This window comes from Microbacterium sp. B19 (assembly GCF_000333395.1).
GTDB lineage: Bacteria > Actinomycetota > Actinomycetes > Actinomycetales > Microbacteriaceae > Microbacterium.
In genome coordinates, this window is the sequence record NZ_BADA01000262.1 from 1 (window position 1) to 17,238 (window position 17,238).

The following is a 17,238-nucleotide window of genomic DNA, read 5'->3' on the forward strand; positions in this document are numbered from 1 at the left end:
CGGACGGCCTGTCGCGCCCGTGGCGCGAAGCCTCCCGCGGACACGGTCCGCTCGCCGAGCAGGCCGACCGCGACCTCGACGCGATCGTCGCGCTCTTCCAGGCGGCCAAACGGTTCACCGAGCGCGAGCCCGACGGGCAGGCCGCCGTGTTCCTGCGGTCGGTGATCGACAGCGACGTCGCGGAAGACCGGATCGAGCAGCCCGCCGTCGTCGACACCGTCCGCGTTCTGACGCCCGCCGCGGCGGCCGGAACGGCGTTCGACACGGTCGTCGTCGCCGGAGTGCAGGAAGGCGTGTGGCCCAACACCCGGCTGCGGGGCGGACTCCTCGAGACCTGGCGCCTCGCCGACGCCGTGCAGTTCCCCGACCTGCCGGCCGCGGGGATGCTCGACCGTCGTCGCGCCGCGATGCACGACGAACTGCGGCTGTTCGTGCGCGCGCTGTCGCGCGCGCACTCGCGGCTCATCGTGACCGCGGTCGACGACGACGACACCGGGCCCAGCGTGCTGTTCGAGATGCTGCCGACGCCCGAGCCCGCATCCGCGGTCCCGGAGCATCCGCTCTCGCTGCGCGGGCTCGTGGCGCGCCACCGCCGCACCCTCACCTCGTCCCGCTCCCCGGCGCGCGAGCGCCGCCACGCGGCGGGTCAGCTCGCCCTGCTCGCGGCCGCCGAGGTCGCGGGGGCGGCACCCGAGCAGTGGTACGGCGTCGCGGCGCCGAGTTCGACGGCGCCGCTCCGCGACCTCGAGCGCGAGGACGTCCGGGTCTCGCCCTCGCGGCTGCACGCCCTCGAACAGTGCGAGCTCGACTGGGTCATCGGCGACCTCGGCGGCGATCGCAGCGGGACCACCGCCGGCATCGGCACGATCATCCATGCCGCGCTCGAGACCGCAGCAGCGGGCACCGAGGACGAGCTGTGGAGCGTCGTCGAGGAGCGCTGGGGCGAGCTCGTCTTCGACGCGGCCTGGCGCGAGCGCGCCGAACGCGTGCGCGCCCGCGAGCTCGTACGGCGCCTGGCGACCTATCTGCGGCGTTTCGACGACGCCGGCGGACGCCTCGTCGGAGCCGAGCGGCACTTCGAGGTCGCCATCCCGGTCGAGGACGCGGGGGAGCACGGCGCGATCCTGAGCGGCGACATCGACCGGGTCGAGGTCACGCCGTCGGGAGAAGTCGTCATCGTCGACCTCAAGACGGGCAAGAACGAGCCGCAGACCGACGCGAAGGTGGCCGACAACCCGCAGCTCGCCGCCTACCAGCTCGCGTTCTCGTCGGGGGCGATCGAGCAGGTGGCCGGGATGCCGCCGGGCGGCGCGAAGCTCCTCGTGCTGCGTCCGACCGCGGCGACCAAGGACTACGCCGAGCCGCACCAGCCACCGTTCGACGAGGCGGCGCGGGAGCAGTTCGTCGAGCGCGTGCAGCGCGCGGTCGGGGTGATGCGCGGGCACAGCTTCGCCGCGCCGTACGAGGTGCACTGCCGCGACGAGTTCTCGTTCGGCCTGTGCCGCATCCACACCGTGTCCGCGGTGAGCGCGTCGTGACGCCGGTGCTGTCCGCCGCGACGATCGCGGCCGCACTCGGGCAGTTCCCGCCCACCGCGGAGCAGACGGCGGTCATCGAGGCGCCGCTGACGCCCGCGCTCGTCGTGGCGGGCGCCGGCAGCGGGAAGACCGAGACCATGGCGGGGCGTGTCGTCTGGCTGGTCGCGAACGGCCTCGTCCGTCGCGACGAGGTGCTCGGGCTCACCTTCACCCGCAAGGCCGCGGGCGAGCTGGCGGAGCGGATTCACCGGCGGCTCCACCGGCTGTCGGAGTTCGAGGCGCGCGGTCTCCTGCCGGAGCTGCCCGCCCTCCACGCCGCCGGACGCCTCGCGGTGTTCGCCGACCTCGCCGCGCTGGACGGCGCGCGCGCCGATGCGGAACGGCGACGGGTACTCGACGAGCTCGCGCTCGAACGCGGCGTCGCGCGGGAGGCGGCGGGGGAGGACGACCAGCTCCTGCACCGCCCGACCGTGTCGACCTACAACAGTTTCGCCGATGCGATCGTGCGCGAACACGGCCTGCGCATCGGCCGCGACTCCGAATCGGCGGTGCTGTCGGAATCCGCGGCGTGGCTCCTCATGCGGAAGGTCGTGTTCACGTCGGACGACCCTCGCTTGGAGGAGCGGCAGGAGTCCCCGCGCACCCTCATCGACGCGGCACTGCGGATCGCCCGGGACAGCGTCGACAACCTCGTCGACCTCGACCGGCTGGCATCCTTCCCGGACGACTTCGGCCGCATCGTCGAGCGTCCCTCGACCTCCGCCCGCGTGAGTGTCTACAAGGACGTCGCGGATGCGGCATCCCGAGTCTCCGCGCTGGGGATGCTCGCCGATCTCGCCGCCGCCTACGACCGCGAGAAGGCGCGGTTGGGCGTCATGGACTTCGCCGACCAGGTGGCGGGCGCGCTGCGGATCGTGCGGGAGCACCCCGCCGTGGTCGACGAGCTGCGGTCGCGCTACCGGGTCGTGCTGCTGGACGAGTACCAGGACACCTCGGTCGTGCAGACCGACCTGCTCTCGACGCTCTTCGCGTCGACCGGTGTCATGGCGGTCGGCGATCCGCATCAGGCGATCTACGCGTGGCGCGGCGCGAGCGCGGGCAACCTCGGCGGGTTCCCCGCGGCGTTCGCGCCGGACGGGGGATGCCAGACCTTCTCGCTGCTGACGAGTTGGCGCAACAGCGCGCGCGTCCTCACCGCCGCCAACGCCGTGCTGGCGCCGCTGGCGGACCGGTCACCGGTTGCGGTGGAGGAATTGCGGTCACGGCCCGGGGCGCCGGACGGGATCGTCGAGGCGATCTTCGAGCGCGACCTCGACACCGAGGCGGATCGCGTCGCGGAGTGGTTCGCGGGTGTGCGGGCGGCCCGTGCCGCGGACGGGCGTGCGACGACCGGAGCCGTGCTCTTCCGCAGCAAGAAGCACATGGTGCGGTTCGGGGATGCGCTCGGGCGGCGCGGCATCCCGCACCGGATCCTCGGTCTCGGCGGACTGCTGACCACGCCCGAGGTCGTCGATGTCGTCTCGGCGATGCGGGTGATCAGCGACCCCGAGGCGGGATCGGCCCTCATCCGGCTGCTGTCCGGACCGCGCTGGTCGATCGGCCTCGCGGACCTGCGGGCGCTCGCCCAGCTCGCGCGCCGTCTCGCAACGCACGATGTGGCGCTGCAGCCGCTCGCCCCCGAGGTGGTCGACCGCCTGCGCTCGACCCCGGGCGCCGACCGGGCCTCGCTCGTGGACGCTCTGGATTTCGTCGCCCGCCAGACCGACGGGCACGGGTGGCTCGCCGACATCACGGCTGAGGGGCGGGCGCGGCTGCGCGAAGCGGGGGCGGTGTTCGCAGGACTGCGGCGCAACATCGGCGCGCCGATTCCCGAACTCATCCGCCTGGTCGAGACCGAGCTGCGGCTCGATGTCGAGCTGGCCGCGAACGAATCGCGCGGTCCGGCGCGCATCGCCTCGGCGCAGCTGCGCGCGTTCGTCGACGAGATCCGCGGGTTCCTCGCCGCGGACGAGTCCGGGTCGGTCACCAGCCTCCTCGCGTGGCTCGATCACGCCGAGCAGGCCGACGAGTTCGCCCCGCGCACCGAGCCGCCCGAAGACGACGTCGTGCAACTGCTCACCATCCACGGGTCCAAGGGACTGGAATGGGATGCCGTCGCGGTCGTGCGCCTCGTGACCGATGAGCTTCCCTCGCTCGCGCGTGACACCAAAGGGTGGCTGGGATTCGGCATCCTCCCGTCCGAGTTCCGCGGGGACTCCGCCTGGCTGCCGGTCCTCGGCTGGCGGGCTGCGCAGACGCAGCAGGAGTTGAAGGCCGCCATCGACGCGTTCGTCGAGGCCAACCGGGCACGGCAGCTCGACGAGGATCGGCGGCTCGCGTACGTCGCGTTCACGCGGGCCCGCGACCATCTCCTACTGTCGGGGTCGAGCTGGTCGGGCACCAAGCGCCCGCGCACCCCCAGCGTCTTCCTCGACGAGGCGACCGCGGCGCTCGGACTCGAACTCGGCGTCGGCGATCCGGGCGAGGATCCGTACGACGGCGAACGGCGCCTGCTGCACTGGCCGCTCGACCCGCTCGGGTCCCGGCGTGTCGCGGTGTCCGCCGCCGTCGAAGAGGTCGCGGCGGCACGAGCGCGCCCCGCCGACGACCCGGATGCCGACCTCGAACTGCTTCTTGCCGAGCGGGCCGACCGCTTGCGCCCGTCGCACACGCCGGCACCGACCCGGATCCCGGCGTCGAAGTTCAAGGACTTCGTCGCCGACTACGGCGGAGCGGTCGAAGAGTTGCGTCGCCCGCTCCCCGAACGGCCGTATCGCCAGACCCGCCTCGGCACGCTGTTCCATGCCTGGGTCGAGAAGCGGTCCGGAATCGTCGGTTCGGGTACGGGCCTCGACGACGCCGGCCTGTGGGACGACGAGGACGACGGTGCGTCGACCGCCGACGCCGCCGAACTCCAACGCCTGCGGGAGATCTTCGAGCGGTCCGAGTGGGCGGGCCTCCAGCCGCTGGAGGTCGAGACCGAGATCGATTTCGTGACGACCCGACTCGACGGTCGGCCGCACGTCGTGATCTGCAAATTGGATGCCGTCTACCGACACGGCGACCGGTACGAGATCGTCGATTGGAAGACGGGTCGGCCGCCGACCACCGACGCGGAACGTCGCTCACGGATGTTGCAGCTCGAGCTCTACCGCGAGGCGTACCACGCGAAGCACGGAGTGCCGTTCGACCTCATCGACGTGACGCTGTTCTACGTCGGGGATGAGGTCGTCCTGCGGGGGTGACGTCGCCGGGCGTCGGGGCTTCGTTCTGTCGCTTTTGGCCAGCGTGAGGTCGCCGGGCGTCGGCGCAGGATTCCGCGCTGCGTTACGTCGCGCATGTGGTCCTCATGCCGCGCCGATGAACGGCGGAGACCAGGCGCTCAGGCGTCGTCGCGCGCCACGCCCCACCGGCGGAGGGCGGCACGGCTGGCGCGCGCGGCATCTTCCTCGTCGTCGATGGCTTCGTGGAGCTGTGCGGCGTCGATGACCTCGCCGTTGGGCTGGGGCCCCGCCCCGTCCTCTGCGTCGTCCCGCGACGTCGCACCGTCCGTCGCGGCCGAATCGCCGACCGGAGCGGGGGTCCAGCCCTCGAGGTCGATCGGCGCGGTCGGGCCGGGCTCCTCGTCCTCGGCGTCGCTCACACCGAATCCGGTTCCGGTGGCGGCGCCCGCAGGGGCAGCCGCGTCCCGCTCGCGCTCGGCTTCGAGGTAGAGCGCGAGGGCTTCGGGGTCGTACGCGTCGGTCTGCATCGAGGTGTCGACGGCGGACGCCGCTGCCGGCGGGACGCGCTCGACCAGAGCCAGGGCGTCGTCGATGTCCGACCGCGTCGACGCGACGATGTGGTCGCCCCGCACGCCGTCGGCGAGGGCTTCCAGCAGAGCGACCGCATCGGCCACGACCTCGGCCTCGCCCGCATCGTGTCCGTGCACGAGCCACTTGGCGAACTCGAGCTCGGCGTACAGACGGGCGCGCTCGCGCAGCAGCGGGTCGGGGGAGCGCACCCCGGACGCCGCGTAGCCGTCGTACACGTCGTCGGTCGCGGTGGGGGCGGACGCGAGCCACCGCAGGTCGACCGCGGGGTCACCGACGCTGAGGCCCGACCAGTCCAGGATGCCGCTCACGTGCGGAACCCCGTCGGCGTCGTCGACGAGCAGGATCGACGCGCTCGTCGCTCCGCCCAGGATGACGGCCGACTCGAAGCGCCACAGGTCGGACTCGCGGAGCGCGCGGCGCCAGCGCATCATCAACCCGTCGGGGACGCGGCCCGTGGCATCCGCCCGATCCAGGAGGCGAGCGACGTCGTCGCGGACCTGCTCGGGAGCGCGGACCGGCAGCCCATCCGTGCGCACGATCGAGACGGGGAGCGCGTGCACGGCGGACAACGCGGCGCCGATCGCGGGGGCGTACCCGGGTCCCTTGGGCAGCTCGGCGGGGTCGATGCGGTACCCGTCGATGACGTCGACCACGAGAACGCGGTTCACTCCCGATCCGCTCTCGCCCACCACCTCGGGCGCTCGGAACGGCAGGAGAGCGCGCACACCGGAGGTCAGGGCGTGCAACGCCCGGGATTCGGCGGCGAGGTCGGCCGCGGCGTCCTCGTCCGTCGGCATCCGCACGACGACCGTGCGTCCGTCTTCGAGCGCGAGCAGCGCGGAGTCGAACCGGCCGGCTGCCTTCTCGGTGAGCGGGGCCGTGCCCGTCACTCCGATTCCGGGAAGGGCCGCCGTCGCGGACGCGGCTAGAGTGAAGGGCGAGCGGGCCATGCCCCCAGGGTAGGTCGGTCGCTCACCCGATCCCCCCTCGCCACGCCCTTGAGAGAGGTGTTCGATGCCGCTGCCTGTTCCCGCGGTCCCCGGTCACTGGCCCGGAGGGGCCCTCGACCGTGCGGGAGCCGAACGCGACGTCGACGGCCTGCTCCTCGGCGTACGCGAGCCGTCGGACACGCGCGTGCTGGCGGTGCATCGCGATGCCGCGCCGGTGACCCAGGCGCGTCTGTCGCTGGTGCCGGTCTCGGCGGTCACGAATGCGATCGAGTGGGCGTTCCTCGGACGCTCCTCCGACGGCGCGGCGCTCCTCCTCGCGGTCGTGGAGGAGCAGTCGGATGCCGTCGTCCCCGCGGACGCACGTTGGCAGCCCCTGCGCGCGATCGGGGGCGATCTGCCCGCGGACGAAGCCGAGATCCTGGGGACGGCGGTCGCCCTGGCGGGCTGGCTGCGCGATGCCGCGTTCTGTCCGGCGTGCGGAACGCACACCCTCGTGCGGCAGGCGGGGTGGTCCCGACACTGCCCGAACTGCGGCCGCGAACACTTCCCGCGCACAGACCCGGCCGTTATCGTGCTCGTGTCATCGGCCGACGACCCGAACCGTGTGCTCCTCGGGGCCAACGCGGCCTGGGGCGGGAGCCGGTACTCGTGCTTCGCGGGGTTCGCGGAGGCGGGCGAGTCGCTCGAGGCCACGGTCGCGCGCGAGGTCTTCGAAGAGGCGGGGGTGCGTCTCACCGACATCGAGTACCGGGGTTCGCAAGTGTGGCCATACCCGCGCTCGCTCATGCTCGGGTTCCGCGCGCGGGCGATCCGCGACGACGAAGCGCGCGCCGACGGCGCCGAGATCGCCGACGTGCGATGGTTCGACCGGTCCGAGGTCGGTGCGGCCCTTCGGGGCGAGGCGGAGGTGCAGCTTCCGGGCGCGGCATCCATCGCCCACCGTCTGATCGACGAGTGGTACCGGGAACTCCCGTGAGCGTGGACCCCCTCAGCGGACTCGACGAGCACCAGCTCGAAGCGGCGCGCGCTCTCCGCGGACCGGTCTGCGTCCTCGCCGGCGCCGGCACCGGGAAGACCCGCGTGATCACCCGACGGATCGCCCACGGCGTCGACACCGGGGCGTACTCGCCGCAGCGGGTGATGGCCGTGACGTTCACCGCGAAAGCCGCGGGTGAGATGCGCGGCCGACTGCGCGAGCTCGGGGTGACGGGTGTGTCGGCGCGCACGTTCCACGCGGCCGCTCTGGCCCAGGTCAACTTCTTCTGGCCGACCCTGGCGGGCGATCAGGCGCCGACGATCATCGACAACAAGGTCCGCCTGCTCGCCCACGCCGCCGACGGCGTCGGACTGGCGCCCGACACCGCGACGCTGCGCGATGTGGCCGGCGAGATCGAATGGCGCAAGGTCACGATGCGCTCGATCGAGCAGTACGCGGCCGAGCGTCCCGGCGGGATCGGTCGGCTGAACGTCGATCAGGTCGTGGCGCTGCAGCGCTCCTACGAGAAGCTCAAGGACGAGCGCCGCCAGATGGACTTCGAGGACGTCCTGCTGACCTGTGCGGGGATGATCGAGGCCGAGCCCCGCGTGGCCGCCGCGGTCCGCGAGCAGTACCGGCACTTCACGGTCGACGAGTACCAGGACGTCTCGCCGCTGCAGAACCGGCTGCTCGAACTCTGGTTGGGCGACCGACGAGACCTGTGCGTGGTCGGCGACGCGAGCCAGACGATCTACTCGTTCACGGGCGCCGACTCGCGGTACCTGCTCGATTTCGCCCGCGTTCACGAAGACGCCCGCGTCGTGCGTCTCGAACGCAACTACCGTTCGACAGCCGCCGTACTCGCCGTCGCGAACGACCTCATGCGCGGTCGCGCCGGCGCCCTCGAACTCGTCGCGGCGGACACGGACGATGCGCCCGTGCCCACCGTGCGCGCGTTCGACGACGAAGAGGCCGAGGCCGAGGGAGTCGCCACGGCGATCGCCGCCACCGTCCGCGGCGGGACGGATCCGCGGAGCATCGCCGTGCTCTACCGATCGCACGCGCAGTCGGCGGTCCTCCTGAACGCGCTGGCGAAGCAGTCGATCGCGGCCACGGTGCTCGGCGGCCGGAAGTTCTTCGATCTCCCCGAGGTGCGCCAGGCGCTCATGGCGTTGCGGGCCGCGTCGGTCGCGCCGCTCGAGACGGGCTTCCTCGCCACCGTTCGCGACGTCCTGCGCAGTATCGGCCTCACCGACGAACCGCCCGCGGCGGGCGGCGCACTCCGCGACGCGTGGGAGGCCCGCGCCGCCCTCCTGCGATTGGCGGAAGAAGCGCCCGAGGGTACCGATCTGCGTGCATTCACCGACGATCTCCAGGCCCGTGCGAAGGACCAGCACGAACCCGCGACGCGCACGGTGACGCTGGCGACGCTGCACGCGGCCAAGGGTCTGGAATGGGATCACGTCTACCTCATCGGGGTCAGTGAGGGCCTCTTGCCGATCTCGTACGCGCAGACGTTCGAGGCCGTCGACGAGGAACGTCGTCTGGCGTACGTCGGCGTCACGCGGGCCGCGCGAACGCTGTCGGTGAGCTGGTCTCGTGGTCGAGGGCGATCGGAGCGGACGCCGTCGCGGTTTCTTCGAGAGATCGGCAGCGGCAGTCTTCGCTCGGCCGATGGGTTCGCCAGACCCGCTGGAGCGAGTCGGCGCGCAGCTCCAGCGAGCGCGTCACGGAGTCGATCCGACCGCTGACCAGGTGCCGCGCCGCCCTCGCCGCTTCCGCCGCGAGGGTCACGTCGGTGTCCGGCTGGGCTCGCGCGAGCAGTTGCGCGGCGATCAGCGGCCACGAGGCGTCCTCCCGGCGGCGCGTGGCATCCAAGCAGCTCAGACACGCGGTGAGCCCGGGCGCGATCACGGGGCCGACGGTCGCCGTCGTCGCGCTCAACACGACCGGGAGGTGCACGACATCGCGCCGCGAGAGCTCAACCGCGCGACGCGGGTCCACACGATGGGCGGCCAGTAGGACGACCCGCGCGCCGTCGGGCACCGGGTGGGTCGCCGGTCCCGCCCAATCGATGCGGGGTGTTCGGGCGGGGAATGCCGCGAGGACCGCTCGCACGGTCCGGGCCGGGAGGTCGTCGGCGACCTGCACCACGAGCGGAGCCGTTCGTCGGCGCCGGGCGAGGGCGGGGGAGACGGCCGCGAGCAGGTCTTCGGCGTCGCGATCGGTGCCACCGTGCAGGCGCACCACGGCGCGGAGTGCGAGGCGCGACGTCCCGGCCTCGAGCGCCGTCAGCGCGGCATCCGTCCACGGGAATCGGTGGATCAGGTGGCCGCGGGCCGGGGCGCCGAACTGCACGGTGCCGTCGTGGCGCCAGAGCGGGGGAGCGGAGGGATCGAGTCGGAGCATGCCCCGATGATGGCGGCCCGCGAGGCCCTCTCTGCGGTTGTCCCCAGGGCACTCCGAAAGAAAGTGCCCTGGGGAGGAGGGCTCAGACCGGCCGCTGGTCGCCCGGCGTGGGGTCGTCGTCGCCGTCGCGACCGGCATCCCCCGGCTCGTCGTCGCCGCCGCCGAAACCGTCGGCGAGCCCCGCGGTCTCCTCGGCGATGAGCTGAGCGAGCGCATCGTCCATGGCATCCGCGGGAGTCGCTTCTCCCCGCGAGGCGGCCGTCAGGCGAGCGATCAGTCCGGCGGGGTCGTCGATGTCCTCCGCCGACGGCATGAGATCGGGGTAGTCCCACAGCGCGTCGCGTCCGGCGACGCCGACAGCCTCCGTGACCGCGCGCCACATCGCCGCCGCTTCGCGCATGCGCCGGGGGCGCAGCTCGAGGCCGACGAGCGAGCCCAGTGCCTGCTCGGCGGGGCCGCCGACAGCGCGGCGGCGGCGCACGGCCTCCGCGATACGGGCCGCCGAGGGGAGCCGCGAGGTCGCGTCCTCCGTGACCACGTCCACCCAGCCCTCGATCGTGGCGAGGAGGTTCTCGAGGCGGGTCAGTGCGGCCGTCTGCTCTTCCGACCGCTGCGGCAGGAGGGCACCGCTCTCCAGCGCGCCGCGGAGTTCGTCGGGCTGCGACGGGTCGAAGCGCGACGCCAGCTCCTCGAGCGCGTCGGTGTCGACGTGGATGCCGTGCGCGAACTCCCGCACCTGCGAGATCACGTGCAGCCGGAGCCACTTGGCGTGGCGGAACAGGCGCGCGTGGGCGAGCTCGCGGGTTGCGAGGTAGAGCGCCAACTGATCTTCCGGGATCTCCAGGTCGCGACCGAAGTCGGCGAAGTTCTGCGGCAGGATCGCGGCGTCGCCGTCGGGCATGACCGGGATGCCGACATCCCCGCCTCCCACCACCTCGGTGGAGAGGCGTCCGACGACGTGGCCGAGCTGGGTGGCGAAGAGCGAGCCGCCGACGGTCCGCATCAGGCGGCCGGCGCCGGCGATGAGGTCCTGCATGTCGTCGGGAGCCTGCTGGCCGAGGGCTTCCGTGAGGGCGTCCGCGATGCTCGTGGCGACAGGTTCGGCGAGCTCCTGCCATACGGGGAGCGTCGCGCTGACCCAGGCTCCGCGCGTGACGGCCTTGGGCGGGCGGGGGAGGTCGGAGATCGTGGTCGACTCGCCCAGCCACAGCGCCGCCAGCGCGAAGGCCTGGTCGAGGTCGGTGCGCTGACCCGTCGACACGCCGAGGCCGTCCTGGTTCGCGATGTGCAGCGCCTGCCGCTCCGCCAGACTCCAGTCGATGCCGTCCTGCGCGCCGGAGAAGGCGCCCTGAAGCTGGTTCATCACGGCCTGCATCATGGCCGGGTCGATCTGCATGCCCGAGAGGCGCGACAGCTGTTCAGGGTCGAGGCCGGACGTGTCGCCGGACATCAGGCGCCGCATGAGCTCCTGGAACTCCTCCTCGGGGCTCCGGTCGTCGTCTGCCACTTCAGCCGCCTTTCAGCCGGGTCTGGGGGAACGGGATCTACGCTAGTCGCACGTTTCCTCGCTCTCCTCGGCTCGGCCCTTCGCCGCTTACGCCGCGCGCGAACGACCCGGCAAAGGTAGGACCCGTGACCCTGTTCGACGAGAACACCTCCGTCGTGCCCGCCCCCCGCCGCCGCTGGAGCCGCTCCACCATTCTCGGTGCGTGGTCGCTGCTCGTGGCCGCGCTCATCCTCTTCGTCTTCACGTTCCTCCCGTCGTCGTACGTCATCCAGCAGCCGGGTCCGGTGCTCAACACCCTGGGCACGTCTCCGGATGCCGACGGCAACGAGGTTCCGCTCATCACCGTGCCGGACGAGCAGGACTCGACATCGCAGGGCCAGCTGGATCTGCTGACCGTCCAGATCAACGGGAATCGCGAGCGCACGCCCAGCTGGATCGAGTTGGCGCAGGCATGGTTCGACCCGTCGCGCGCCGTGGTGCCGCTGGATCGCATCTTCCCCGCGGGCCAGTCCACAGAGCAGCGCAACAACGAGAACGCCGCGATGATGACCGACTCGCAGCTCGAGGCGTCTGCGGCGGCGCTGCGCCAGCTCGGGTACACGGTCCCGCAGGACATCGTGGTCGGCACGGTCACGGACGACGGCGCGTCCACGGGCGTGCTGCAGGTGGGCGACGTGATCACGTCCGTGAACGGCTCCGCCGTCGCGAGCGTCGACGACGTGCGTTCCGCCGTCCAAGCGGCCGCGGGATCCGCGCTGACCCTGGGCGTCGAGCGCGACGGCACGGCCAGCTCGGTGTCGGTGACTCCGCGTCTCACCGATGTGAACGGACAGCAGCAGTGGCTCCTGGGCGTCGGCCTGACGCTGAGTTTCGACCTGCCCGTCGACGTGAAGATCCAGATCAACAATGTCGGCGGTCCGAGCGCGGGCATGATGTTCGCGCTCGGCATCATCGACAAGATGTCGCCCGGCGACCTGACCGGTGGCCAGCACATCGCGGGCACCGGCACCATCGATGCCGACGGCAACGTCGGCGGGATCGGCGGCATCCGTCAGAAGCTCTACGGCGCGCGCAACGCCGGCGCGACGTGGTTCCTCGCCCCGCAGTCGAACTGCAACGAGGTGGTCGGGCACGTGCCCAGTGGCATCCGGGTGTTCGCCGTGTCCAAGCTCCAGGATTCGCTGACCGTGCTGCAGACGATCCGCGACGGAGGCGACCTCGACGCCCTCCCGTCGTGCGACGGGACGCCCGCCTCGGGATCGTAGTATCCACGGCTTACCCTCAGAGGCCGACACCTAGGATGGACGCGTGACCACGACCTCAGCGCCGAACCAGGCCACGCCCCCGAACCGTTCACGACGGATCATCTCGATCACGCTGGCAGTCATCGCCGCCCTGGTCGTCGCGTTCTTCGTCTTCGCGAACCTCTACGCCGACTGGATGTGGTTCTCGCAGCTGGGATTCACCGAGGTGTTGACCACCCAGTGGATCGCGCGCACGGTGATGTTCGTCGTGGGCTTCCTCGCCATGGCGGTGCCGGTGTGGGGCGTCATCCAGCTCGCGTACCGCCTGCGTCCCGTCTACGCGCGGTTGAGTTCGCAGCTCGACCGCTACCAGGAGGTCGTCGAACCGCTGCGGCGTCTGGCGATGTGGGGCATCCCGATCTTCTTCGGCTTCTTCGCGGGCTTCGCCGCCTCCGCGCAGTGGGAGACGACGTGGCTGTGGTTCAACGGCGTGCCCACCTCGACGACCGACCCGCAGTTCGGCCTGGACACGGGCTTCTACCTGTTCGGCCTGCCGTTCTACACGAGCGTCCTCGGGTTCGCCTCGGCGGTCGTGCTCGTCTGCCTGCTGCTCACCGCCGTGGTGTCCTACCTGTACGGATCGGTGCGCGTGGGGCAGCGCGAGCTGCGCATCTCCAAGGCCGCTCGCATCCAGCTCGCCATCCTCGCCGGTCTGTACCTGCTCCTGCAGGGCGCGAGCCTCTGGCTCGACCGCTTCACGACCCTCATCAACCAGGAGGACCGGATCACCGGCCCCGGGTACGTCGGGGTCAACGCCGTCATCCCCGGTCAGACGATCCTCGCCATCGCGGCGGTCATCGTCGCCCTGGCCTTCTTCGTCACGGCGTTCATCGGCCGTTGGCGCTACCCGCTGATCGCGACGGCGCTGCTCGTCGTCTCGGCGATCGTCGTGGGCGCGGCCATCCCGTGGGCGGTCAACACCTTCCAGGTGCGTCCGAACCAGCTCGCCCTGGAGAGCCAGTTCTACCAGCGCAACATCGACAGCACGAAGGCCGCGTACGGGATCGACAACGTCGAGAAGGAGAACTTCGAGGCGACGACGACGGCGCAGGCGGGCCAGCTGCGGAACGACGCGGCATCCACCGCTCAGCTGCGCATCATGGACCCGGCGATCATCAGCCCCACCGTCCGGCAGCTCGAGCAGTATCGCGCGTACTACCAGTTCGGCAATCCGCTCGACGTCGATCGGTACGAGATCAACGGGCAGAGCCAGGACACGGTCGTCGCCCTGCGCGAACTGAACATCGGTCAGCTGGGGGATGCCGCGACCTGGCAGAACTCCACCCTCGTGTACACGCACGGGTACGGCATGGTGGCCGCGGCCGGTAACGAGCGCACCGACGACGGTGACCCGGTCTTCCTCGAGCAGTCGATTCCCGGCACCGGCTTCCTCACCGACCTCAAGTACGAGCCGCGCGTCTACTTCGGCGAGCAGTCGCCGCCGTACTCGATCGTGGGAGGACCCGAGGGTCGCGATCCCATCGAACTCGACTACCCGATCGGTGCGGATGGCGGCAGCGAGACGCGGACGACTTTCCGCGGCAACGGCGGCCCGAGCGTCGGCAACGTCTTCAACCGCCTCATCTACGCGCTGAAGTTCCAGTCCGAGCAGATCCTCTTCTCCGACTACGTCAACGAGGACTCGCAGATCCTGTACGACCGCAACCCCAAGGACCGCGTCCAGAAGGTTGCGCCGTACCTGACGCTCGACAGCGACCCGTACCCGACCGTGGTCGACGGGCGCATCAAGTGGGTCATCGACGGGTACACGACCAGCGCGAACTACCCGTACTCGTCGAGCGTCTCGCTGTCGCGGGCGATCAACGACTCGAACACCCCGTCGCCGAACTACACGATCGACAACATCAACTACATCCGCAACTCGGTGAAGGCGACGGTGGATGCCTACGACGGCAGCGTCACCCTCTACGCCTGGGACGACCAGGACCCGATCCTGCAGGCCTGGCAGAAGATCTACCCGTCGAGCCTCCACCCGTGGAGCGACATGTCGGCCGACCTCATGAGTCACGTGCGCTACCCGACCGACCTCATGAAGGTGCAGCGTTCGATGCTCGGCGTCTACCACGTCGACGACGCGCGCTCGTTCTTCCAGCAGGACAACCGCTGGACGACGCCGAACGATCCGCAGAACCCGGCCGAGCTCCAGCCGCCCTACTACCTGACGATGAAGATGCCCGGGCAGGACTCCCCGACCTACTCGATGTTCACGAGCTTCATCCCGGCATCTCAGGGCGGGCAAGCACGCAACGTGCTCACCGGCTACCTGGCGGTCGACTCCAACGCGGGCGATCAGAAGGGTACGAAGAGTCCGGACTACGGACGATTGCGGATGCTCGTCATCGACGCGGCCACGACCGTGCCCGGACCGGGCCAGGTGCAGAACACGTTCGACTCCGACACGAACGTGTCGTCGCAGATCAACCTGCTGCGGCAGGGCCAGTCGCAGGTGCTGAACGGCAACCTGCTGACCCTTCCCGTCGGTGGCGGTCTGCTGTACGTGCAGCCGGTCTTCGTGCAGTCGGCCGGTGGAACCCAGCTGCCGCAGCTGCGACGCGTGCTCGTCGCGTTCGGCAACAAGATCGCGTTCGAGAACACCCTGAGCGAGGCGCTCGACAGCCTCTTCGGTGGTGACTCGGGAGCTGCCACGGGCGACGAGACGGTGACGCCCACCGACCAGAACGGTCAGGGCGGCGGCACGTCGACGACGCCCACCGCGCCCTCCGGCGACTACGCGGCAGCGCTGGCCGAGGCGCAGTCGGCCCTGGCCGCGAAGCAGGCCGCCCTCACGGCGGGGAACCTCGCCGAGTTCGCGACGCAGGACGCACGCCTGAACGCCGCGGTGCAACGCCTGCTCGATCTGGAGGCCCAGGGTGCCGGCGGCGGGTCGACCGCGACTCCCGCGCCGACCCCGAGTCCGTCGGGCTGATCCTCAGCGAAAGAGACGCCGGTGCCCTTCGGGGTGCCGGCGTCTTTCTTGCCCCGGGCTCTGGCCGCAGGCGCGCCCCCACCCGCGTTTCAGTGTCCACAACACGCGGACGGTGCCAGCTGGCATCCGCGTGTCTTGGACACTCAATCGAGCATCCGACGCCGGGGATCCACCGCGGGGCCACCCACCGCACGCACCCGCTGCCCCACCCGCTCAACCCCGCGGGTCACGCGCTCAGGAACCACCACCAGATCAACAGCAGCGTCGTGCCGAAGCCGGCGATCTGGTTCAGCCACAGGAAGCGGTTCCAGCCGGCGGTGGCGGTGTCGGAGGTGGCATCCGTCACGTTGCGGTACGGCCAGCACACCACGAGGTACGGGATCACGAGCAGTGCCGCGAGGGGCCCCGGCCACGCGGTGAAGAGCATCACGACGCCGGCGAGGGCGTACGCGACGAGCGCGAACCGCACGGTCCACCGGGCTCCACGGGCGGTGGCGATCGACGAGATGTCGGCGGCGCGGTCGGCTTCGACGTCCTGCACGGCGCCGAAGGCGTGAGACGCGATGCCCCACAGCGCGAAGGCGACGAGCACGGCGACGAGTTGCCACGTCCACGTCGCCCCGGCCAGCACGAGTCCGTAGACCGCGGGGGAGAAGAAGTGGATGCTGCTGGTGACCGAGTCGGCGAACGGCCGCTCCTTCAGCCGCAGCGGGGGAGCGGAGTAGAACACGACGAAGAACAGGCTGAGGGCCAATACGAGCCACGACAGCGGCGATCCGACGATCACGAGGAACACCACGAACGGCAGGCACGACAGCGCCGACGCCCACAGCGTGATCGGGTGCATGCGCTTCGCGAGCACCGCGCCGTGCGTACCGCCCTTGCGAGGGTTCCGGAGGTCCGACTCGTAGTCGAACACGTCGTTCACGCCGTACATCGTGAGGTTGTACGGGACGAGGAAGAACAGGATGCCGACGATCCACACGACATCGATCTGACGCGTGGTCAGGAGGTAAGCGGCCGCGAACGGGAACGCCGTGTTGATCCAGCTCACGGGCCGCGACGAGACGAACAGCTCGCGCAGCACGCGGCCCGGGGTCAGGGCGGGGGTGGTCATGCGGGTTCCCTCCGGGCGGAGACGAGCGTGAAGAGCGCGGGCACGAGGAAGGCCGCGCAGACCGGGTAGGCGAAGTCCTCGAGGGGAGCGAGGCCGATGCGGATGCCACTGAGGTGCTGCGGCGGGTACGAGAAGAGGCCGACCGCGATCATGATGTTGTCGAACACCGCGGTGAGGACGACGAGGACGAGCGCCGCGAGCGCGGAGGCGCGCATCCGACGGCCGAACGCCGGGCGGCGGACGCTGAGGAGCGTCACGACGGCGGTGATCAGCACGAACGGCACCACGATCATCGGGTACGTCACGAGGCGGACTCCTCGACCTGCGCGGGCGCCCGGGTCGTGGCATCCCGCTTCGTCCGGATCCGCTCGAAGATCGTCCAGAACACGATCGCGAGGTAGCTGAGGAAGAGGAGGAAGAAGACCTCCTCGAGCGGGAGATGGGGTGCGACGTCGATCCCGACGAACAGCGGACTGTCACCCTTCACGAAGATCCCGGACAGGATGCCGACGGCATCCCACGCGAGGAAGAACAGCGTGCCGAGCACCACCGCGAGCGCCGTCCGCCCGGGCGCGGTGCGCAGCGCGAGCCCGACCTTGAGGTCGATCGCGATCATGCCGGCGAGGGAGAACAGGA

At 71.0% G+C, this 17,238-nt stretch carries 11 protein-coding genes; 6 read left to right on the top strand and 5 right to left on the bottom strand.

Annotated features, from left to right (window positions below; translation table 11 throughout):
• A partial coding sequence (locus I5G_RS09770; RefSeq protein ID WP_022878895.1) for a PD-(D/E)XK nuclease family protein occupies positions 1-1,538 on the top strand: 1,538 nt, incomplete at its 5' end.
• Positions 1,535-4,822 carry an ATP-dependent DNA helicase gene (locus I5G_RS09775; RefSeq protein ID WP_026095815.1) on the top strand — a complete coding sequence of 1,096 codons (3,288 nt, stop codon included), beginning with the start codon at positions 1,535-1,537 and terminating at the stop codon, positions 4,820-4,822. The genes I5G_RS09770 and I5G_RS09775, both read left to right, overlap by 4 nt.
• 137 nt (positions 4,823-4,959) lie before the next feature.
• Here the strand turns inward: I5G_RS09775 and I5G_RS09780 are convergent, their stop codons facing one another.
• Positions 4,960-6,342 carry a phosphotransferase gene (locus I5G_RS09780; protein WP_022878897.1) on the bottom strand — a complete coding sequence of 461 codons (1,383 nt, stop codon included), beginning with the start codon at positions 6,340-6,342 and terminating at the stop codon, positions 4,960-4,962.
• 64 nt (positions 6,343-6,406) lie between these two features.
• Between I5G_RS09780 and nudC the strand changes: the two genes are divergently transcribed.
• Positions 6,407-7,318: an NAD(+) diphosphatase gene (gene nudC, locus I5G_RS09785; protein ID WP_022878898.1), complete on the top strand. Its 912-nt coding sequence runs from the start codon at positions 6,407-6,409 to the stop codon at positions 7,316-7,318.
• A complete protein-coding gene (locus I5G_RS21705; protein ID WP_022878899.1) occupies positions 7,315-9,069 on the top strand; it encodes an ATP-dependent helicase in 1,755 nt (584 codons plus the stop codon). The genes nudC and I5G_RS21705 overlap by 4 nt, the downstream gene beginning before the upstream one ends.
• Positions 9,070-9,809: 740 nt before the next feature.
• Here I5G_RS21705 and I5G_RS09795 read toward each other — a convergent pair.
• Complete coding sequence (locus I5G_RS09795) at positions 9,810-11,234, bottom strand: zinc-dependent metalloprotease (RefSeq protein WP_022878900.1); 1,425 nt, start codon at positions 11,232-11,234, stop codon at positions 9,810-9,812.
• A gap of 125 nt (positions 11,235-11,359) precedes the next feature.
• Here I5G_RS09795 and I5G_RS09800 point away from each other — a divergent pair, with 125 nt between their 5' ends.
• On the top strand, positions 11,360-12,499 hold the full coding sequence (locus I5G_RS09800) for a PDZ domain-containing protein (protein ID WP_022878901.1): 1,140 nt from the start codon (positions 11,360-11,362) through the stop codon (positions 12,497-12,499).
• A 43-nt stretch (positions 12,500-12,542) separates the two neighbouring features.
• A complete protein-coding gene (locus I5G_RS21710; RefSeq protein WP_022878902.1) occupies positions 12,543-15,485 on the top strand; it encodes a UPF0182 family protein in 2,943 nt (980 codons plus the stop codon).
• A gap of 226 nt (positions 15,486-15,711) precedes the next feature.
• On the opposite strand, the gene I5G_RS09810 is transcribed toward I5G_RS21710, so the two are convergent.
• The 3 genes from I5G_RS09810 to I5G_RS21715 are packed head-to-tail and all read right to left on the bottom strand — an operon-like array spanning position 15,712 to position 17,236.
• Positions 15,712-16,602, bottom strand: a complete 891-nt coding sequence (locus tag I5G_RS09810) for a prenyltransferase (RefSeq protein ID WP_022878903.1) — start codon at positions 16,600-16,602, stop codon at positions 15,712-15,714.
• Complete coding sequence (locus tag I5G_RS09815; RefSeq protein ID WP_022878904.1) at positions 16,599-16,907, bottom strand: lycopene cyclase domain-containing protein; 309 nt, start codon at positions 16,905-16,907, stop codon at positions 16,599-16,601. The genes I5G_RS09810 and I5G_RS09815 overlap by 4 nt, the downstream gene beginning before the upstream one ends.
• Positions 16,904-17,236, bottom strand: a complete 333-nt coding sequence (locus I5G_RS21715) for a lycopene cyclase domain-containing protein (protein WP_022878905.1) — start codon at positions 17,234-17,236, stop codon at positions 16,904-16,906. The genes I5G_RS09815 and I5G_RS21715 overlap by 4 nt, the downstream gene beginning before the upstream one ends.
• Between the last annotated feature and the right edge of the window lie 2 nt (positions 17,237-17,238).

Excerpts from the sequence above, each read along its gene's own strand:
- I5G_RS09780 (WP_022878897.1), bottom strand. The coding sequence starts at position 6,342 with ATGGCCCGCTCGCCCTTCACTCTAGCCGCGTCCGCGACGGCGGCCCTT.
- nudC (WP_022878898.1), top strand. The coding sequence starts at position 6,407 with ATGCCGCTGCCTGTTCCCGCGGTCCCCGGTCACTGGCCCGGAGGGGCC.
- I5G_RS09810 (WP_022878903.1), bottom strand. The coding sequence starts at position 16,602 with ATGACCACCCCCGCCCTGACCCCGGGCCGCGTGCTGCGCGAGCTGTTC.